Origin of the sequence: Aeromonas sp. 600282 (assembly GCF_049175755.1) — a bacterium.
Classification (GTDB): Bacteria; Pseudomonadota; Gammaproteobacteria; order Enterobacterales; family Aeromonadaceae; genus Aeromonas; species Aeromonas veronii_A.
The window spans coordinates 108426-128887 of the sequence record NZ_JAAKVR010000002.1; the positions used below are offsets into that span (position 1 = coordinate 108426).

The 20462-nt window shown below is 57.9% G+C and carries 18 protein-coding genes; 12 read left to right on the forward strand and 6 right to left on the reverse strand.

Annotation, left to right across the window (positions count from 1 at the left end; all coding sequences use genetic code 11):
* Nucleotides 1-450: 450 nt before the first annotated feature.
* The 3 genes from G5137_RS03265 to G5137_RS03275 form a co-directional block, all read right to left on the reverse strand.
* Nucleotides 451-1191, reverse strand: coding sequence for a YebC/PmpR family DNA-binding transcriptional regulator (locus G5137_RS03265; RefSeq protein WP_005337681.1), 741 nt, complete (start codon nucleotides 1189-1191; stop codon nucleotides 451-453).
* A gap of 101 nt (nucleotides 1192-1292) precedes the next feature.
* Nucleotides 1293-3059, reverse strand: a complete 1767-nt coding sequence (gene aspS / locus G5137_RS03270; RefSeq protein WP_108613395.1) for an aspartate--tRNA ligase — start codon at nucleotides 3057-3059, stop codon at nucleotides 1293-1295.
* Between the two features lie 32 nt (nucleotides 3060-3091).
* Nucleotides 3092-3343: an FmdB family zinc ribbon protein gene (locus G5137_RS03275; protein ID WP_005337686.1), complete on the reverse strand. Its 252-nt coding sequence runs from the start codon at nucleotides 3341-3343 to the stop codon at nucleotides 3092-3094.
* 162 nt (nucleotides 3344-3505) lie between these two features.
* On the opposite strand from G5137_RS03275, the gene G5137_RS03280 reads away from it, so the two are divergent.
* The 6 genes from G5137_RS03280 to G5137_RS03305 all read left to right on the forward strand — a co-directional run bounded on the left by G5137_RS03280 (nucleotide 3506) and on the right by G5137_RS03305 (nucleotide 9702).
* Nucleotides 3506-4354: a DUF72 domain-containing protein gene (locus G5137_RS03280; protein WP_227342372.1), complete on the forward strand. Its 849-nt coding sequence runs from the start codon at nucleotides 3506-3508 to the stop codon at nucleotides 4352-4354.
* Between the two features lie 275 nt (nucleotides 4355-4629).
* Entirely contained in the window at nucleotides 4630-5376 is a 747-nt protein-coding gene (gene cmoA, locus G5137_RS03285; RefSeq protein ID WP_069529805.1) for a carboxy-S-adenosyl-L-methionine synthase CmoA, read from the forward strand.
* A complete protein-coding gene (cmoB, locus tag G5137_RS03290; RefSeq protein WP_042056497.1) occupies nucleotides 5373-6350 on the forward strand; it encodes a tRNA 5-methoxyuridine(34)/uridine 5-oxyacetic acid(34) synthase CmoB in 978 nt (325 codons plus the stop codon). Before cmoA ends, cmoB begins: the two co-directional genes overlap by 4 nt.
* Before the next feature lie 52 nt (nucleotides 6351-6402).
* Nucleotides 6403-7191 carry an ATP-dependent zinc protease gene (locus tag G5137_RS03295; RefSeq protein ID WP_421254909.1) on the forward strand — a complete coding sequence of 263 codons (789 nt, stop codon included), beginning with the start codon at nucleotides 6403-6405 and terminating at the stop codon, nucleotides 7189-7191.
* A gap of 3 nt (nucleotides 7192-7194) precedes the next feature.
* Nucleotides 7195-8733, forward strand: coding sequence for an inactive transglutaminase family protein (locus G5137_RS03300; protein ID WP_005337699.1), 1539 nt, complete (start codon nucleotides 7195-7197; stop codon nucleotides 8731-8733).
* A 3-nt stretch (nucleotides 8734-8736) separates the two neighbouring features.
* Nucleotides 8737-9702 (forward strand): alpha-L-glutamate ligase-like protein, encoded by a 966-nt coding sequence (locus G5137_RS03305; RefSeq protein ID WP_005353164.1) that lies wholly within the window; start codon nucleotides 8737-8739, stop codon nucleotides 9700-9702.
* A 270-nt stretch (nucleotides 9703-9972) separates the two neighbouring features.
* On the opposite strand, the gene G5137_RS03310 is transcribed toward G5137_RS03305, so the two are convergent.
* Nucleotides 9973-10575, reverse strand: coding sequence for a peroxiredoxin C (locus G5137_RS03310; protein WP_005337701.1), 603 nt, complete (start codon nucleotides 10573-10575; stop codon nucleotides 9973-9975).
* Nucleotides 10576-10721: 146 nt separating this feature from the next.
* On the opposite strand from G5137_RS03310, the gene G5137_RS03315 reads away from it, so the two are divergent.
* The 4 genes from G5137_RS03315 (at nucleotide 10722) to G5137_RS03330 (ending at nucleotide 13440) form a co-directional block, all read left to right on the forward strand.
* A complete protein-coding gene (locus G5137_RS03315; RefSeq protein WP_005337702.1) occupies nucleotides 10722-11630 on the forward strand; it encodes a hydrogen peroxide-inducible genes activator in 909 nt (302 codons plus the stop codon).
* A 198-nt stretch (nucleotides 11631-11828) separates the two neighbouring features.
* A complete protein-coding gene (locus G5137_RS03320; RefSeq protein WP_421254910.1) occupies nucleotides 11829-12278 on the forward strand; it encodes a C40 family peptidase in 450 nt (149 codons plus the stop codon).
* Between the two features lie 311 nt (nucleotides 12279-12589).
* Nucleotides 12590-12766, forward strand: a complete 177-nt coding sequence (locus tag G5137_RS03325; protein WP_335862975.1) for a hypothetical protein — start codon at nucleotides 12590-12592, stop codon at nucleotides 12764-12766.
* 497 nt (nucleotides 12767-13263) lie between these two features.
* Nucleotides 13264-13440 carry a hypothetical protein gene (locus G5137_RS03330; RefSeq protein WP_005337712.1) on the forward strand — a complete coding sequence of 59 codons (177 nt, stop codon included), beginning with the start codon at nucleotides 13264-13266 and terminating at the stop codon, nucleotides 13438-13440.
* Nucleotides 13441-13512: 72 nt separating this feature from the next.
* On the opposite strand, the gene icd is transcribed toward G5137_RS03330, so the two are convergent.
* Both icd and G5137_RS03340 read right to left on the reverse strand, forming a co-directional pair.
* A complete protein-coding gene (icd, locus tag G5137_RS03335; RefSeq protein ID WP_005347179.1) occupies nucleotides 13513-14766 on the reverse strand; it encodes an NADP-dependent isocitrate dehydrogenase in 1254 nt (417 codons plus the stop codon).
* Nucleotides 14767-14922: 156 nt separating this feature from the next.
* Nucleotides 14923-15798, reverse strand: coding sequence for an AraC family transcriptional regulator (locus G5137_RS03340; RefSeq protein ID WP_005347181.1), 876 nt, complete (start codon nucleotides 15796-15798; stop codon nucleotides 14923-14925).
* A gap of 116 nt (nucleotides 15799-15914) precedes the next feature.
* Between G5137_RS03340 and manA the strand changes: the two genes are divergently transcribed.
* Both manA and G5137_RS03350 read left to right on the forward strand, forming a co-directional pair.
* Nucleotides 15915-17105 (forward strand): mannose-6-phosphate isomerase, class I, encoded by a 1191-nt coding sequence (gene manA / locus G5137_RS03345; RefSeq protein WP_201991827.1) that lies wholly within the window; start codon nucleotides 15915-15917, stop codon nucleotides 17103-17105.
* A gap of 639 nt (nucleotides 17106-17744) precedes the next feature.
* Entirely contained in the window at nucleotides 17745-20441 is a 2697-nt protein-coding gene (locus tag G5137_RS03350) for a GH92 family glycosyl hydrolase (protein ID WP_421254911.1), read from the forward strand.
* The last annotated feature ends 21 nt before the right edge of the window (nucleotides 20442-20462 follow it).

The window sequence follows — 20462 nt, forward strand, 5'->3', positions numbered from 1 at the left end:
AACTTCCCAACCAACCAACCAACCAACCAACCAACCAACCAACCAACTCGCCCCAGCCAATCCGCTATCAACATCCCAACCTGTCACTCTGTATTGATGGGCACCTGTGATAACAAGAGCACGCTCCATCACCTCCTATCCCCTACCCTCAACGAATTACCCTGACGGGCAGATGTGAGCAGTCAACGCCATCTCAAGAGCTAAAGGTGTGATAAACAGGATAAGCGGAACCTCGCTAACGCAACGCAGCAGAACTGCCGACTGGCGTACGTGCAGGGCCAACCGACTGGCATGAATAGAGCAATGATAATGCGCAGAGAAAGCGGGAAAGATTGTCAGTGAAGAGAATTGTTGCGCCGATTGCTCAACCGACACATCAACAGTTGCCACGATGCAAAGATAAAAAAATGGCAGCCATCAGGCTGCCATCGGGAGAGCACGATTCAGCGATCAGAGGGTCGCAGCGACTTCATCGGAGATGGAGCCGTTGTGGTAAACCTCTTGCACGTCGTCCAGATCTTCCAGCATGTCGATGAGGCGCATCAGTTTGGGTGCAGTTTCTGCATCCAGCTCAGCTTCGGTGGAGGGGATCATGGTCACTTCGGCGCTCTGGGCCTTGAAGCCGGCAGCTTCCAGACCATCCAGCACGGTACCGAAGTCGTTCGGGGTGGTATACACCTCGATGGTGCCATCCTCTTCGGTGACCACATCATCGGCGCCCGCTTCCAGCGCAGCATCCATCAGGGCATCTTCGTCTACGCCTACGAAAGTCAGCAGACCTTTCTTGCTGAACAGATAGGCAACGGAGCCGTCGGTGCCCAGGTTGCCACCGCACTTGCTGAAGGCGTGGCGCACTTCGGCTACGGTACGGTTACGGTTGTCGGTCAGGCACTCTACCATCACCGCAGAGCCAGCCGGGCCGTAACCTTCGTACACGATGGTCTCGAGCTGTTCGCCATCGCCACCACCGGCGCCACGCTGAATGGCGCGGTTGATGGTGTCGCGGGTCATGTTGTTGGTCAGGGCGGCAGTCACCGCAGCACGCAGACGCGGGTTGTTGGCCGGATCGGCATCACCCAGACGCGCGGAGGTAGTGATTTCGCGGATCAGTTTGGTGAAGATCTTGCCACGCTTGGCGTCCTGAGCGGCCTTGCGGTGTTTGATGTTGGCCCATTTACTGTGACCTGCCATAGAGACTCTCCGTTATTTTTAAATGTCAGTAACACTGATCATGACTAACCCAAGGGAAACACAGAGGCCGCACGGCGGCGGCCTCCGGTGCCGGTATCGGCTTACTCGTCGCCCTTGACGGTGGTTGCAATCGCCAGCTCACCCAGTTGGGCGGCATTGGCAAGGCTGGGGGCGTCTGTCATCAGACAGGCGGCCGCGGTCGTTTTCGGGAAGGCGATGACGTCCCGAATGTTTTCGGTGCCGGTCAGCAGCATGCTGAGACGATCCAGACCGAAGGCCAGACCGGCGTGCGGCGGGGTGCCGTACTTCAGGGCATCCAGCAGGAAGCCAAACTTCAGACGCTGCTCGGCCGGGGTGATACCCAGGATATCGAACACGGTGGATTGCATCTCGCTGTTGTGGATACGGACAGAGCCGCCACCCACTTCGTAGCCGTTGATCACCATGTCGTAGGCGTTGGCGTAAGCACCCACAGGGTTGGCTTTCAGCTCGGCCGGGCTCATGTTGCTCGGCGCGGTGAACGGGTGGTGCATGGCGGCCAGACCACCTTCACCATCTTCCTCGAACATCGGGAAGTCGATGACCCACAGCGGTTTCCAGCTGTTCTCCAGCAGGCCCAGATCGCGACCCACTTTCAGACGCAGGGCGCCCATGGCATCGCAGACCACTTTCTTGCTGTCAGCGCCAAAGAAGATGATGTCGCCGTCGGCAGCGCCGGTACGAGTCAGGATCTCGCGCACGATGGCGTCAGAGAGGAACTTGGCAACCGGAGACTGCACGCCTTCGATACCATTGGCCGCTTCGTTGACCTTCATCCAGGCCAGGCCCTTGGCACCGTAGATACCGACAAACTTGGTGTACTCGTCGATCTGCTTGCGAGAGAGCTCGGCACCACCCGGTACTTTCAGGGCTGCCACACGGCCTTTCGGATCGTTGGCGGGGCCCGCGAACACGGCGAACTCGACAGCAGTCAGCAGATCAGCCACATCGACCAGCTCCATCGGCAGACGCAGGTCCGGCTTGTCGGAGCCGTAGCGACGCATGGCTTCGTCAAAGGTCATGATCGGGAAGTCGCCCAGATCCACGTTCAGGATGTGCAGCCACAGTTTACGGATCATCTCTTCCATCACTTCACGCACCTGCGGCGCGGTCATGAAGGAGGTCTCCACGTCGATCTGGGTGAATTCCGGCTGGCGGTCGGCACGCAGGTCTTCGTCACGGAAGCACTTGACGATCTGGTAGTAGCGATCGAAGCCGGACATCATCAGCAACTGCTTGAACAGCTGGGGGGATTGCGGCAGAGCGTAGAACTTGCCCTTGTGCACGCGGCTCGGCACCAGATAGTCACGGGCACCTTCCGGGGTGGCCTTGGTCAGCATCGGGGTCTCGATATCGAGGAAGCCGTGCTCGTCCATGAAGCGGCGTACGAAGGCGCTGGCCTTGGCACGGGTCTTCAGGTACTTGGCCATCTCGGGACGACGCAGATCCAGGTAACGATACTTGAGGCTGATCTCTTCGCTGTTGACCTGATTGAAGTCCAGCGGCAGCGGCTCGGCACGGTTGATGATGTTGAGTTCGTGGGCGAACACTTCGATGGCGCCAGTGGCCATGTCGCTGTTGCGCTGGGACTCGGGACGGGTGCGCACCACGCCGGTCACCTGGATGCAGAACTCGCCGCGCAGCTCGGAGGCCAGGGCGAACGCGTCCGGCTTGTCCGGATCGAAGAACACCTGAACGATCCCTTCGCGGTCGCGCATATCGATAAAGATCAGACCGCCGAGATCACGACGACGATGAACCCAACCGCACAATGTAATGGTCTGCCCTGCATGGGCCTCATTGACCTGTCCGCAATAGATAGAGCGCATGGACTTCTTCCTTCGAAATTGTAGAGAGACGGTTAACCTTGGGCCGCCGGGCACGACTGGCAAGCACCGTCTGTCTCACAGCTGGCCAGATTCTTTTTCTTACCCGGTTTGAAATCAGTCTCGTACCATCCGGTTCCCTTGAGCCGGAAGCCTGCCGCCGATATCAGCTTGACCAGATTCGGCTTGCTACAGGCCGGACAGTCGGTCAGGGGGGCATCGGAAAGCTTTTGCAGTTTTGCCAATTCATGGCCACAGACGTCGCAACGATATTCGTAGATAGGCATGGGTCACAAGAAATTGAAAAACAAAAGGGCTGGCATTATAGAGGAAAACCCCCTTTTGGGTAAAATGGCCAGCAGCCTCCTTTCGCCAGTTTTTTGCACTCGATGGCAAAAAGCGGGTAAAAAATCGGCACGAATGCACCAAGAGTGAAGAGAATAGCCATCATGAGCCTCTATTTGGGCCTGCCGCAGTGGTCCCACCCCGGCTGGCCCGGCCAGCTACTGGGCCTTGGCGCCAAGCCTGCCGAACACCTCGCCCACTACGCCACCGTGTTCAACTCAGTGGAGGGTAACACCACCTTCTACGCCCTGCCGACACCGGACACGGTACAGCGCTGGGCCGATGCGGTGCCCGATCATTTTCGTTTCAACTTCAAATTTCCGCAAACCATCAGCCACCAGAGCGATCTGGTGAGCGCAGACAAACAAGTCGCCGACTTTATTCGCCTGCTCGCCCCGCTGCACGACAAGCTGGGGCTGCTCACCCTGCAGTTGCCCGCCCGTTTCGGGCCACAGGGGCTGGCCAGACTGGCGGCCTTTATCGAGCGGCTGCCACGGGCGTTTCGCTACGCCCTCGAGGTGCGTCACCCTGACTTCTTCGCCAAGGGGGAGGCCGAGCGAGCATTGAACCGGCTGCTCATGGAACAAGGCATCAACCGGGTGATGCTCGACAGCCGGCCACTCTTCTCGGTGCAAGCAACCACGCCAGCCCTTGTCGATGCCCAGGGCAAGAAGCCACGCCTGCCGGTACATCTGCTGGCCACCGCCAACGCCCCCATGGTGCGCTTTATCGGCCTGCCGGATCCGGCGGCCAATCACCCCTTCCTGCCCAGCTGGCTCCCCCACTGGCGCCAGTGGCTTTCCGAGGGCAAGGATCTCTACCTCTATATACATACTGCCGACAACGCCCAGGCACCTGAGCTGGCCCGCCAGATCACCCGCTTGCTGGAGCAGGAGATGGCCCCCTGGCCAGGGGAAAACGATCGCGCACGGCAGGGAGTGCTGCGCTTTTAGCCAACCCATTCTGCGGCCATCGTTTCGCTGCAAAAAAAGTGCTTTTTTGTGGCGTGGCAAGCCCTGGCGTCAAGACAAACGGCCATCAATCCTCTACACTACCGCCCCAAGTAAGGGTCCGGAACATGGCCCGTACGAACAGGACAGGTCCAAAGGATTTCACGACCAGCCACCCCGTTCGTAAACAGGTGATAAATCTACTCTGATGGGTGTCACCCAACGACTCAATTGAACAATACAGCCGGGTGATGTCCCGACTGTCAGGTTGCGCCAGCATGCATACCAAAGATCAAATTTTTGCCGCCCCGATCGCCCGATTGGGTGACTTCTGTTTTGACGAACAGGTCGTCGACGTGTTTCCCGATATGATCCAGCGCTCGGTGCCGGGTTACAGCAACATCATCTCTGCCATCGGCATGATGGCCGCCCGCTACGCCCAACCCGAGAGCCGACTCTATGATCTCGGCTGCTCACTGGGCGCCGCGACCCAGGCGATGCGTCGCCATGTCAGCCAGTCCGGCTGCCGCATCACCGCGGTGGATCTCTCCCACCCGATGATTGAGCGCGCCCGCGCCCACCTCTCCGGTTTCAAATCCGAGGTGCCGGTGGAGCTGGTGGAAGCAGATATCTGCGACATCGAGATCGAGAACGCCTCCGTGGTGGTGCTCAACTTCACCCTGCAATTTGTCGAGCCCGAAAAGCGTGCTGCCCTGATCCAGCGCATTCACGATGGTCTGCGCCCGGGCGGGATCCTGATCCTGAGCGAGAAGTTCCGCTTTGAAGATGAACCGGTCAACGAGCTGCTCATCGATCTGCACCTCGACTTCAAGCGGGCCAATGGCTACAGCGAGCTGGAGATCAGCCAGAAACGCACCGCCCTTGAGAACGTGATGCGCACCGACAGCCTGCCGGTGCATCAGGCTCGCCTACGGGACGCCGGTTTCGTCCATCAGGATCTCTGGTTCCAGTGCTTTAACTTCGGCTCCATGATTGCCATCAAATCCAGCGACGCCCAGCCATGATCGACTTTGCCAATTTCTATCAACTGATTGCCAAAAACCGGCTGAGCCACTGGCTGCATACCCTGCCCGCCCAGCTGCACGCCTGGCAACATGACAACCAGCATGGCGACCTGCCGCGCTGGAACCGCGCTCTCAACAAGCTGCCGGTGGTCTCCCCCGGCAACGTCGAGCTGAAAAGCCGGGTCGAGATTGGCTCGGCCGAGAGCCTGGGCGAAGGGGAGCGCAAGAAGGTCGAAAGCCTGCTGCGCCACTTCATGCCCTGGCGCAAGGGGCCGTTCACCGTGCACGGCATCCACATCGATACCGAGTGGCGTTCTGACTGGAAGTGGGATCGGGTGCTGCCCCATATCAGCCCGCTCGAAGGACGTTACGTGCTGGATGTGGGTTGCGGCAGCGGCTACCACCTCTGGCGCATGGTGGGTGAAGGGGCTCGGCTTGCAGTCGGCATAGACCCGAGTCCGCTGTTCCTCTGCCAGTTCGAGGCCATTCGCCACTTCGCGGGCAATGATCAGCGTGCCCACCTGTTGCCGCTCGGTATTCAGGAGCTGCCGGAGCTGCGTGCCTTTGACACCGTCTTCTCCATGGGAGTGCTCTATCACCGCAAATCCCCCATCGAGCACATCGAGCAGTTGCGCAATCAATTGAAAGATGATGGCGAGCTGGTGCTGGAGACGCTAGTGATTGACGGCGGTGTCAACGACGTGCTGATGCCCACCGATCGTTACGGCAAGATGCGCAACGTCTGGTTTATTCCCTCAAGCCGCGCCCTCAAGCTATGGGTCGAGCGCTGCGGCTTCACCGACGTGCGAATAGTAGACGAGAATATGACCAGTACCGACGAACAGCGTCGTACCGACTGGATGATTAATGAATCCCTGAGTGACTATCTGGATCCAGACAATCCGGCACTCACGGTAGAAGGACACCCGGCGCCGAAACGTGCCGTACTGATTGCCCGCAAGGCCAAAGACTAGCCGGTGGCGCTTGTGGAAGTTACACTGACCCAATTCCAGGAAGCACAGTTAAATGAATGACATGAAAAGCAAATTAAAAGGAATGACCCTGCTCTCCCTGCTCAGTCTCGGCGGGTGTGTCAATATGGAAAAAACGCCTCAGGTTCCCGCTCTGACGCTGGCCGAGCTTCGTAGCGAGCTGAGCCAGAGCGAGCTGCGCCTGCAAACATCCATGGAACAGCAACAGAAGCAGTATGTGCAGCAACAGCACCTGCTGGTTCAGCTCAACACAGATGTCACCAATATGAAAGAGTCCGTCAAGCAAGTAGACCACAAGCTCGCCACCCTCCCCTCCGAGCCGCCCAAGCCGATGGCCATCCCCACCGAGAAGTGCCCGGCCCCCAATCAGGGTCACACCATCGATGGCAAGCTAATGGTCGGTGAAGCCGAGTGGATCTGGGTTGATGCGGCCAACGACGCCTTCCAGGCGCGGGTCGATACCGGTGCGACCACCTCCTCCATCAGTGCGCAGGAGATCACCATTTTCGAGCGCAACGGCAAAAACTGGGTACGCTTCTTCCTGAGCCATCAGGAAGTGGACGACAAGATCCAGATCGAAGCGCCGCTGGTACGCCATGTACGGGTGCGTCAGGCCTCTGCCGACGATCTGGACCGCCGTCCGGTGGTGCGTCTGGCCGTGCGCATTGGCGACATGACCGAGAAAGCCGAATTTACCCTGAAAGACCGTAGCGACATGACCTTCCCTGTGCTGCTGGGTCGCGAATTTTTGAAAGACATCGCCGTGGTTGATGTGGCCCGCGAATATATCCAACCCAAACCCAAGCTCAAGGATGTGAAATAATCCATGGTTTCCCGTAAGCCGTTCTATTTGCTGGTAGCCCTGCTGTACATTGTCGGCCTGGGGATGACGATCTATCACCATATCGCGTTGGATGTACCCCTGACGCCCGGTGAAAAGCGCCAGATCTGGTCCATCGAAGCCAAGCTGGAGTTTGAGGCGACCGGTGAGCCGGTGATCGCCTCTCTGGCCATTCCGGGCACCCAGCCCGGTTTCACCCTGATGAACGAGAACGCCGCCAGCCCAGGTTACGGCCTCTCGTTTGTCGAGAAAGATGGCGATGCCCGCGCCGAGTGGTCCATCCGCACCGCCTCCGGCCGTCAGGAGCTCTACTACCGCGTCGACATGATGGCGGATGCCCATGCCAAACCGGCCGCCAATCCGCAGCCGCCTGCCATCGAGAAGCAGATCGAGAGTGAGCCTTACGCCACCGCGATGAAGCAGATCCTCGAGCGGGCCCAGGAGCGCTCTGCCGACGGCTACACCCTGACTCGCGAGATCATCAAAGAGATCGAGAAGCAGGAGCAGAACGCCGAGCTGCTGAAAAAGCACAAGAGCCGCGCCAACCTGATCGCCGAGCTGCTCAACAATGCTGACGTCCCCACCCGCGTGGTGCATGCCCTGAATCTGGAAGATGGCCGCCGTCGTCAGGAGCTGGTGGATTACCTGCAGGTATTCAACAGCCCGACCGACTACAAGCTGTTCAACCCGCAAACCGGTGAACAGGGCCGTCCGGCCAACCTGCTGCTGTGGGAATACAACTCCGGCGCCCTGCTGGACGTGACCGGTGGTCACAACTCCCGTGTCAGCTTCTCGATGATCGAGCAGGAGCAGCCGGTCAGCGTTGCTCTGGCCCAGAAGTTCGAAAAATCAGAGATGATGAACTTCTCCATCCACAGCCTACCACTGGAAGAGCAGACCCTGTTCAAGGGCTTGCTGCTGATCCCGATCGGCGTGCTGATGGTGGTGTTCCTGCGGGTTCTGGTGGGGATCAAGACCTCCGGTACCTTCATGCCGGTGCTGATCGCGGTCGCCTTTATCCAGACCTCGCTGGTCACCGGCCTCATCGGCTTCCTGCTGATCGTCGGCACCGGTCTCATCATCCGCTCCTATCTGTCTCGGCTTAACCTGCTGCTGGTCGCCCGAATATCGGCCATCATCATCATGGTTATCTCGATGATCGGTATCTTCTCGGCGTTCGCCTTCAAGCTGGGGCTGACCGACGGCATGAAGATCACCTTCTTCCCGATGATCATCCTCTCCTGGACCATCGAACGGATGTCCATCCTGTGGGAAGAAGAGGGCCCGAAAGAGGTGTTCCGCCAGGGCGGCGGCTCTCTGCTGGTGGCTGTCATCGCCTATCTGGCCATGGATAACGAGCTTATTCGTCACCTCACCTTCAACTTCCTCGGCCTGCAGCTGGTGCTGATGGCGACCGTGCTGTTGATGGGTAACTACACCGGCTACAAGCTGAGCGAACTGAAGCGCTTCAAGCCGCTGGTGGACGAGATGAAATCTGGCGTCACCCCGGGTAAGGACAAGTAACCGATGTGGTTCTGGGAAAAATACACAACCCCGTGGAGCCTGTCCCAATCAGGCATCCTCGGCATGAACAAGCGCAACCACTCCTACATCAGCCGCTACAATCCGCGCAGCCTATATCCGCTGGTGGATGACAAGCTGCAGACCAAGCAAATTGCGCTGGATGCAGGGGTTACCGTGCCTGAGCTGATCGGTACCATCCGTGCCCAGCACGATGTGGGTCGCATCACCGAGCTGGTAAAAGATTGGCCGGGCTTCTGCATCAAGCCAGCCCGTGGCTCGGGCGGCAAGGGGATCCTGGTGATCCTGCGTCAGGAAGATGGCCTCTTCTATAAACCCAACGGCAGCGCCTCTACCGGTCAGGATCTGGAGCGCCATGTCTCCAACATTCTGGCGGGGCTCTATTCGCTTGGCGGCAAGCCAGACGTGGCACTGGTCGAAGGCCTCATCAACTTTGATGATGTGTTCGACGGCTACTCCTTCGAAGGGGTACCCGATGCCCGAGTCATCATCTTCAAGGGGTTCCCGGTGATGGCGATGATGCGCCTCTCCACCGCCGCCTCCGATGGTAAGGCGAACCTACACCAGGGCGCCGTGGGGGTGGGTCTGTGCCTGCGTACCGGTCGTGCCCTGCGGGCAGTGCAGTTTGGCAATCCGCTGCGCCACCATCCGGATACCGGCCTCGACCTCTATGAGCTCAAGGTGCCCCACTGGGATACCCTGCTCACCCTCGCCGCCTCCTGCTACGAGATGTCGGGTCTGGGCTACATTGGTACCGATATGGTGCTGGACAAGTTCCGCGGCCCCATGCTGCTGGAGCTCAACGCCCGTCCTGGTCTTGCCATCCAGATCGCCAACGGTCGCGGCCTGGTGCCCAATCTCAAGACCATCGAGAAGCTGGGGCAGGTGAAGATGAACGTGGAGCAGCGGGTCAATTTCGCCAAGGATCACTTCGGGATCTTTGAGGAATAACACCTCCGCTTGTGAACTGAGCGCGCCTATGGCGCGCTTTTTTATGGCTATTGTCTGTCGGCATATCCCCCACCCAGCCATACGGATCAGCACCTCATTTCGAAACGACGAGTACGCCAGCGAACGGCAGCTTGGAATAGCGAGAAGAGCGATGGAACGATGGAACGATGGAACGAGAAGAGTGTGGCCACTATGTCAGAGGATGGATAAATCTCAGGTATAAAAAAACCGGCGCCAAGACGCCGGTTCTTCAAGGAGAGTGCAGCCCGATTACAGGGAGTCAGCATTCTCGGACAGGTACTTGGCAACGCCGTCCGGAGAGGCTTGCATACCTTTTTTGCCTTTTTCCCACTGAGCAGGGCACACTTCGCCGTGCTCTTCGTGGAATTGCAGGGCATCGACCATGCGCAGCATCTCGTCAATGTTGCGGCCCAGCGGCAGATCGTTGACAACCTGGTGACGAACGACACCGTTCTTGTCGATCAGGAAGGAGCCACGGAACGCCACGCCGGCTTCCGGATGCTCAACGTCATAGGCTTTGCAGATTTCGTGTTTCACGTCGGCGATCAGCGGGTACTTGACCTGACCAATACCGCCATCTTCCACTTTGGTGTTGCGCCATGCGTTGTGGGAGAACTGGGAATCGATGGAAACACCGATCACTTCCACACCACGCTTCTGGAACTCTTCATAACGGTGATCGAAGGCAATCAGCTCAGACGGGCAGACGAAGGTGAAATCGAGCGGATAAAAGAAGACGACAGCAGCTTTGCCTTTGATGTGGGATGACAGGTTGAATGAATCAACGATCTCGCCATTACCCAGAACAGCTGCGGCGGTAAAATCGGGTGCGGGACGGCCTACCAATACCATATTCAATTCCTCTTTATGTGAAGTGAACAATCCGGTGAGGATTGGGCTACCTAGAGCCAAGTCCATCTAATTCAAGCGACAAACTATAGACCCGGTGGTAGATTAGTTAAATCAAATTAAATAGATAGCATTAATCGGGTTTTTCTATGCAACGTTGGCCCAGCCTCAAACAGCTGCAATATCTGGTCGCTCTCGATGAGCACAAGAACTTCAACCGCGCCGCCAAGGCCTGTCATGTCAGCCAGTCGACCCTGAGTACCGGGATCCAGACGCTGGAGGACATGATGAACCTGCAACTGGTGGAGCGGGACCACAAGAGCTTCATTATGACCCCGGTCGGCATGGAAATCGTCGAGCGCGCTCGCAATTTGCTCTCCGATGCACGGGATCTGATGGAGCTCGGGCAACATCAGGGCGGCGTGATGCAGGGGACGGTACGTCTGGGTTGCATTCCCACCATCGCACCCTTCCTGCTCAGCAAGCTGCTGAAAGAGTGCAGCAAAACCTATCCTGACCTCGAATTGTTGCTGCGTGAAGACACCACCAGCAATCTGCTCAAGCAGCTGGAACAGGGTCAGCTCGACTTGCTGATCCTCGCCCTGCCCATCGAGATCGGGGGATTTCACTGCAAGACCGTCGGCCAGGATCCGTTCCACATGGTGATGCCCGCCAGCATGGCGGCCGGTCTGCATACCCCGTTCGACTACAAGGAGCTGCCCAACCAGAGCATCTTCCTGCTGGAGCGGGAGCACTGCCTCACCGAGCACGCAGTGAGCGCCTGTCGCCTGCGGGACAAGAGCAAGATCAACCCGTTCGCCGCCACCAGCCTGCACACCCTGGTACAGATGGTGGAAGCGGGTCTTGGCACCACCTTCCTGCCGCAGATGGCCATCGATGCAGGCATTCTTGCCAACTCCGATCTGGTGGCCATCCCGCTGCCGGGAGAGACCTCCTATCGCGAGATTGGGCTGGTCTGGCGCCCCAGCACCACCCGGGTACAGACCTTCTACAAGCTGGCCGAGCTGCTTAAACCGCTGATCAGCCACAACGAGTGACAACAAACGCCAGCCCTCCCGCGGGTTGGCGTTTTTCAGTTCACCGCCACATTTTTCCTCTCGGAGACTAGGTCTGGAGCCAGATCCCTGTTTATGATGGAAAAGTTGTCGCGTGCCCTCCTGCCGCCAGAACGATTTGGCAGGATATGGCGTTCGATCAATGTCTCGTTTGGTAGACCCGTCCGTGGAGAGAGCCCGATGTATCGCAAGCTGCTGCTATCCCTGCTGACTCTGCTGCTGGCCGCCTGCTCCAGCACGCAGGAGCCACCTCCGGCCCCCCGGCAGAGCAGTGCCTTCGATGGCTTCTACCAACAATGGCGCGGTGTCCCCTACCGCATGGGCGGCGCCAGCCGCGCCGGGCTAGACTGCTCCGCCTTCACCCAGCTCGCCTACAGCCAGGTGCTGGGCTTCAACCTGCCAAGAACCACCGAATCTCAGGCCAGCATTGGCAAACCGGTGGATCGCTACCGGCTGCAACACGGCGACCTGGTCTTCTTCAAGACCGGCTGGCAGCAATACCATGTGGGGGTCTACACAGGTGCCGGCGAGTTTATTCACGCCTCCACCAGCAAGGGAGTGATCCGCTCCCGCCTCGACAACGTCTACTGGAACAGTCGCTACTGGCAGGCGCGTCGGGTGACCCAGTAACCGGCCACACGCCTGCTCGCGACACAAGTTGCGTGCCGATACTCTCCGTCAATCCCTGTCGCGATATCGGGACACACAACCCACGCTTATAACTCAATTGGCCCCAAAGCCTGCATATCACACCATTTTGTGATAAGGTGGTGGCCAATTTTTAACACTTTCGCCTTTTTCTCATACGCTCTCTGTCCTGATTGACAACAAGCGAGGCGATAACAAGCAGCGTGCGGCGAAAGTGGAGTGTGGCGCAACACTGCCGGACGAGTGGCCCACAGCTGCAGTATCAAGGGTTAAATAGATAAGGAGATCGTGCAATGAAACAGTATCAAAGCTGGCTGGGGCAATACCTGATGAGTCGCCGTGACGGTGACCACGCCATGGCATGCGAGATGGCGAGTTCCATCTGCGAGTTCTGGCAACAACAGGGAGATGAAACCGAACTGGACAAGTGGCAGCAGATTTACCAAAACCATCTGGAAAAGACCACCTGATCCCGACCGTCACCTTGCTGCCAGCCATCTGTTGGCAGCAAGGCTGCCCCCTATTGCTTCGCGCATAGCAAGTTCCCGCATAACGCCCTTTTGCATGCCCCCTCTACCATTTCTTGAGTCCATGACACTGCTCATCCAGAACCAAGTGTCGAGCTCGTCGATGCAACCGGACACAACAGGGTTCCCCACCCTGTTTCCCCGGGTTTCATCCAAACCAACCGCGTCCTCACGGCGGGTTTTCTGTTTTGAGAACAAGGGGATGGGGCTGTTCTGTCGCAGTCCATGGCGACAATTTCCCCAAGTTGGTCAGTTTGTGCTAAAATGGCGCTCATTTTTTGACATCTCGCGTCACGTTCGCCGCCAGATTGCCCATCGGGCTCTCTGCCCGGGTCGTGACTTTGCACCATCATGCCTGATGATGTTCCCCCCAGGATGAGCCGACAGGCTCCCGTCAAGGTGGGCACCCTCAAGGGCACATGAGATAAGGAGATCGGGTAATGAAACAATATCAAAGCTGGCTGGGAGATTATCTGATGAGTCGACGTGACGGAGATCATGCGATGGCTTCGGAACTTGCCAACACCATCTGCGCCTTCTGGAAGGCCCAGGGTGATGAAGCAGAAACCAGCAAATGGCAGCAACGCTATCAGCAACACGTAGAGCAGGCGCAATAAGCCCCTGCACTCTTTCGCGATAAAAAAACCGGCGCACATGGCGCCGGTTTTGCGTTTCTGGCAAGCAGCAGATTACATCTGGTCGATCATGTCCTGAGCAAACTGGGAGCAGGAGCGCAGGGTGGCTCCTTCCATCAGACGCTCGAAGTCATAGGTGACGGTCTTGTTGCGGATCGCCGCTTCCATCCCCTTGATGATGAGATCGGCCGCTTCAACCCAGCCCATGTGGCGCAGCATCATCTCGGCGGAGAGGATCAGCGAGCCCGGGTTGACCTTGTCCTGACCGGCATACTTAGGTGCAGTACCGTGGGTCGCTTCGAACAGGGCCACACCATCGCCGATGTTGGCACCCGGCGCGATACCGATACCGCCTACCTGAGCGGCCAGCGCGTCGGAGATGTAGTCGCCGTTGAGGTTCATACAGGCGATGACGTCATACTCGGCCGGACGCAGCAGGATCTGCTGCAAGAAGGCATCGGCGATAACATCCTTGATGACGATGGTCTTGCCGGTTTTCGGGTTCTTGAAGGAGCACCAGGGGCCGCCGTCGATCAGCTGGGCGCCGTACTCGTTCTGAGCCAGAGCATAACCCCAATCCTTGAAGGCACCTTCGGTGAACTTCATGATGTTGCCCTTGTGCACCAGGGTCACGGAGTCGCGATCGTTGTCGATGGCATACTCGATAGCGGCACGCACCAGACGCTCGGTACCGGCTTTGGACATCGGCTTGATGCCGATACCACAGGACTCGGGGAAGCGAATTTTCTTCACGCCCATCTCGTTTTGCAGGAAGGCGATCACCTTGTTCGCTTCGGCACTGTCGGCCTTCCACTCGATGCCGGCGTAGATGTCTTCGGCGTTTTCGCGGAAGATCACCATGTCGGTCAGATCAGGACGTTTCACCGGGCTCGGGGTGCCGTCGTAGTAACGCACCGGGCGCAGGCAGATGTAGAGATCCAGCTCCTGACGCAGGGCCACGTTGAGGGAGCGGATACCGCCACCGACCGGAGTAGTCAGCGGGCCCTTGATGGCCACGCAGTATTCGCGAATGAAATCCAAGGTTTCGGCCGGCAGCCAGGCACCTTCGCCATAGACATGAGTCGATTTCTCGCCGGTATAGATCTCCATCCAGGCGATCTTGCGCTCGCCCTTGTAGGCTTTCTCGACCGCAGCATTCACCACATTCAACATGGCAGGGGTTACGTCAACACCGATGCCATCCCCTTCAATAAACGGAATGATCGGATGGTTGGGAACCTGCAGCTTGCCGTTGGCATCGACTGTGATTTTCTGACCCTGGGTCGGGATTACTACTTTGCTTTCCATCGGCATCTCCTAACTTCCGTTTGTTATCAACTTGTTTGTTGCGCGCGGCCATCTTAGCCCATTCATTTTCATAATAAAACGACAAGAAAGCATGTCAGACCAAAGAGGTAGCCACCCGCCAGTGCGCCGTCACCACGCCTTCCCGACACAGCCCCGTTATCCCTCCAGCTCGCTGGCCGCCGCCTGCGGCTGACTCAGGGAACGGTACTGGGAAGGGGTCAAGCCGGTCTTCTGTTTGAACACCCGGCAGAAGTAGTTCACGTCGGTAAACCCGCAGCGATTGGCGACCTCTTCGAGACGGAAGCGATACTTTTTCAGCATGAACTTGGCCCGCTCCAGCCGCACCCAGCTGATGTAGTCCGCTAGCCGCATGTGCCCCTGCTGGCGGAACAGGCGTGAGAGATGGCTGGGGGAGAGATTGAAGCGGGCGGCGATGCATTCGCGACTGATGGGGCGGTGGAAATTTTCCTGAATGTAGATGCAGATGCCGTGAAAAAGATCGGAGCCACGAGGACGACCGCTCTCCGACTCCACCAGCAACTGCCGTGAGTAACTGAGCAGCGCCTGCAGCAGGTGATTGTCCATCGGTGCCCTTATCGGCTCCTGCGCAAGGGTGTTGAGGGAGAGCAGGATATGATCGAGCGCCCGTCCGGCACCGGCCTGAATACTGTGCTTCTGCACATCGAAGAAGCCGGTGTCTCCCTTGTGCTTGCTCACCAGACTGAACCCTATCTGACGCTTGCCGAACAACAGGCTGAGCACGGAACAGTCATTGTCCCAATCCGGCTTGTTCCAGCCGTTGGGGGGAATGTACATCGCCTCCCGCGGCCCCATCTGTACCGACTGCACATCCCCTTCCGGGGACCAGATCTGGTTGAGATAGTGACCACTGAATACCAGCTCGAGACGCGGAAAATTGACCTGATAACTGAAGCAGGGAGGCACCCCTTTGTCAGAGGCAAACAACACCTTCTCAAAGCCTCCCCCCTCACTTAGAAAGCCGTCCAACAGCTGGGTAAAGATGATACTCATGAATGATCCTGATCAAGATGCAGAGAGCAACCGATTGCGGTGCGCTGCCCCTGCCATGCTATAGTCCGCGCCAGACTGAAATTCCCAAAAAATCGTTCTGATACAAGGAGCCATCCATGAGCTACCCGCCGTTTTTTCTAATGTGCAACCCGATCCAGGATTATGTCTGGGGCAGTCGTGACTCCCTGACCACGCTGTTTGGCATCAAAAATCCCGAAGGCAAACCACAAGCTGAACTGTGGATGGGCGCTCACCCCAATGGCTGCTCCGAAGTGACCCTGGCAGGCGAGACCGTGAAGCTTTCCAGCCTGATTGACGCCAACCCCGTCGCCATGCTGGGCGAAGCTACCCAGGCTCGTTTCGGCTCACTCCCCTTCCTGTTCAAGGTGCTCTGCGCCGAGCAAGCCCTCTCCATTCAGGTACATCCGAGCAAGGCACAGGCCGAAGCCGGTTTTGCCAAAGAAGAAGCCGCAGGCATCGATATCAAGGCGAGCAACCGCAACTACAAGGATCCGAACCACAAGCCGGAGCTGGTCTTTGCCCTCACCCGCTATCAGGCGATGAACGGCTTTCGCGCCATCCCGGCCATCCTGGCCCTGTTCGATCGCATGGCGCTGCCCGCACTGGTCGACCTGACCGCGGCGCTTCGCCAGTCACAGGATGAAGCTGGCCTGCAGCACTTCTTCCACCAGTTGCTGATCCTCAGCGGTGATCGCAAGGACGAGGCGCTGGCTGGCCTGCTGGCCTATGCCGCCGCCCATCAGGATGAAGAGACTTTCGCCACCATCAGCAAGCTGGCCAACCAGTACCCGGGGGATGTGGGGCTCTTCTCGCCGTTGCTGCTCAACGTGGTAACACTTGAGCCGGGTCAGGCGATGTTCCTCGACGCCCAGACCCCCCACGCCTACATCCACGGCACTGGCCTCGAGATCATGGCCAACTCCGACAACGTGCTGCGTGCCGGTCTGACCCCCAAATACATGGATGTGCCGGAGCTGCTGGCCTGCACCCGCTGTGTCGCCAAACCGGACGACCAGATCCTGCTCACCCCTCGCATGGAAGGCACAGTACAGCACTTCGACGTGCCGGTACCGGATTTCACCTTCAGCGTATATGGCGCAGGCGAACATGCCCTCACCACCGGCAATGCCGAGATCCTGTTCGCCATCGATGGGCCCATCACCCTCATTGGCCAGGATGGCGAGCGTCTGACACTGACCATAGGGCAATCTGCATTTGTACCCGCCAGCACCAGCGATTATCGCGTGACGGCTGAAGGGCGTTTTGCCCGCGCCAGCAACCGCTGATCCTGGTGGGCCATCGGCTCATCACCCTCTGTTCAAAGGGCCCAGCAGGGCCCTTTTTTTCAGCTCATCTGACCATGTGGAGCCCGGTACGACTCACAAAATCGGTCATTTAACTCAACATCGAAGAATAACACGCTGACTTATAATGATTAATATCATTTAGCCTCCCTGGTCACGCCACCCTGCAGTTATGCGAGCCAGCTCACACCCTTCCCCACACGTCATAAAAATCCAGTTAATGCCATTTTTTTCCTCTGTCCCAGGATATTAATCAACGAAATAATAGAAACCGTTAATTTACAGGCAGCAGGAAAAACATTTAAGAGCATTTATATATTCCAGATGTAACACAGCTCAGCCACTTATTTCATAAGTGTAAGGGGCGATTTTTTAAATCAGGCTCTGGGTGCCTGTTATTTTTCTGCGCATTTATTTTTCCGCCTGTATGGCCAGATCGTTTTCAAGATCCATTTTATCTGGCTGATATTCCCCCCGTCACCCTCTATATCCAGTGACAGTCGGGGTAATACATGCAGATGGCTCTCTCATCCGGCAGATATTCATTGGCTGGCCCGGCGTTCTGCATTATCTGTTTTTATACGTTCGATACCCTACTTTCATTAACCTGTGGCGACAAATATGAAACTGAAACGTTCCCTGCTCGCGTGTGCCGTACTGGCTGGCCTGGTTGGTATATCCGGTTGTCAAAATGACTCGGATACCGCTGTCGATAACAATAAAGAGACTAACGTCTCCCGTTACGTCAATCCGTTCATCGGCACAGGTAATTTAGGCAACACCTATCCTGGTGCCACTACCCCGCATGGCATGGTGCAGCTGTCGCCCAATAATGGGGCCAATGGCTGGGAATATATCTCCGGCTATTACTACCACGACAACCGCCTCGCCGGGTTTTCCCACACTCACCTCTCGGGCGCCGGAGCTGGAGATCTCAACGATATTCTGGTGATGCCGATCAACTCACGCTCCAATTTCATGCTGAACGAGGGGTCGGCCTCACTGAATCTGGAGGCCTCCCGCTACAGCCACAAGGATGAAGAGGCAACGGCGGGCTACTACAAGGTCAATCTGAAGGATTACGGGATCAAGGCCGAGCTGACCGCCTCGGATCGGGTGGGGGTTCATCGCTACACCTTCCCGCAAGATAAAAAATCGGAAATCGTGGTCAACCTCGGCTTCAAGGTCAACTGGGACTACACCTCCGACTCCTATCTGAAATGGGACAAAACCCACAACCGGATCGAGGGCCATCGCTTCTCTGACGGCTGGGCCCCCAGCCAGAAAGAGTTCTTCGTGATGGAGTTCGACCAGCCCATCAAAAACATCCGCTTCGCCTACTTTGACAAAGACCAGAACCGCTATCTGGACCTGCCGGAAGGCACCACCGAGATCGGCAACGAGACCCGTGGCAAATATCAGTACGCGCGTGCCTATGTGGAATTTGATACCGCGGCGGCGGGCTTGGTCGTCGAGGCCAAGGTAGCCCTCTCCAACGTCGAGATCGGCCGGGATGGCAACGCTGGCGCCTCACTCAACATGACCGAAGTGGCCAATATGTCGTTTGACGATGTCCGTCAGGCTGCGACCCAAAAATGGGAAAAGGAGCTGGGCAAGATCCGGGTCAGTGGGGATGAGGAGTACAAACAGACCTTCTATACCGCGCTCTACCACACCTATCTGGGCCAGACCATTCACTCTGATCTGGACGGGCGCTACCGCCAGGTGCATCAGGGGCGCAACGCCTATCCGGATGGCAACACACCGTGGGGCGAGCGGATCGATACCCTCAAGGAGTCGGTTCGCACCGCCGATGCCAACCGGGATGGCAAAGCGGACTTTACCCGTTACGACACCTTCTCCCTGTGGGACACCTACCGCGCAGTACAACCCCTCTCGTCACTGCTGGAGCCGGATCGCCTCGCCGATGTGGTGCTCTCCATGCTCTCCTACGCCGAGGAGGAGTGGATGGACGATCTGGGCAACCTGCGCAAGGGCAGATTGCCGGAGTGGACCTTCAAGGGTAACGAGACCGGCATGATGATGGGGATGCACTCCACGCCGGTGATCCACGACGTACTCTCCAAAGGCTCGCTGGACAGACGGATGATCGCGCTGGGCTTCAGCGATGCGGAACGTCAGGAGATCAAGGAGCGACTGGTGACCGCCATGATCACCGACGCCCGCGCAGCCACCAGCCAGGGGGTCGCCTGGATCAAGGAGTACGAGCAGCAAGGCTATGTACCTGCCCAGTTGCATGACACACCGCCGGGCAATGACTGGGAATCTCACTCCCCCTTCAAGGATGCCTGGACCTCATCCTACTCGCTGGAGTACTCCATGAATGACTGGGCGATCGCCCAATCGATCAAGGCAGTATTTGGCGAAAGTGACCCCCGCTATCAGGAGTTTGCCGATCGATCCAAGAACTGGCAGGCGCAGTTTGACTTTGGCGGCAAGCAGTACAAGGGGTGGTTCAAGGCCCGCGACTACGCTGGCAACTTCATTGATGCCGGTTGGGTAGACCCGAAAACCGGCCGGGCAGTGGGCAAGGATTGGCGCCCCGACATGTTCAACTGGTCATTCGCCGAGTCCAACGGCTGGCAATACGCCTTCAGCGTTCAACATGACATTCATGGCCTGGTCGATCTGATGACCCGCTTCGACCAGACCCAGAATCCTCAGGCCAAACGGGGCGAACTGTTTGCCAAACGGCTGGACGAGTATTGGAGTACCTATCCGGATCGCAACGCTGGCGACAACCAGTTCCCGGTATTCAACACCGGCAACGTGGGACAGCATGTGCAGGGCAACGAGCCCGATATCCATGTGCCCTACCTCTACAACTACGTAGGACAGCCCTGGAAGGGACAGGCCGCCATCGTGGCAGCCACCAACGTCTGCTACAAGAACACCCCTGACGGCATCTGTGGCAACGATGACTTTGGCACCCTCTCTGCCTGGTTCGTGTTCCGGGCGCTGGGCTTCTTCCCGGTCAATGCCTCCTCCGGCATCTACGAGATTGGCACCCCCATGTTCGAAACCGCCTCGCTCGATGTGGGTGCGGGCAAACAGTTCACCGTCACGGCCCAGAATGTCAGCCGCGACAACATCTACATCCAGTCCGCTCGCCTCAATGGCAGCGAGTTCAATCGCAGCTACCTCACCCATGAGGAAATCCTCAGTGGCGGCAAGCTTGAATTCGTGATGGGCGATAGCCCCAACCAGAATTGGGGCAGCCAGCCGGAAGATCTGCCGCCCGCGCAAGGTATCGGCACCTTCCTGCACGAAGGCGACCTGCCTGCCGGTTCCCGTTAATCACCTGTTCGGGGGAGGACT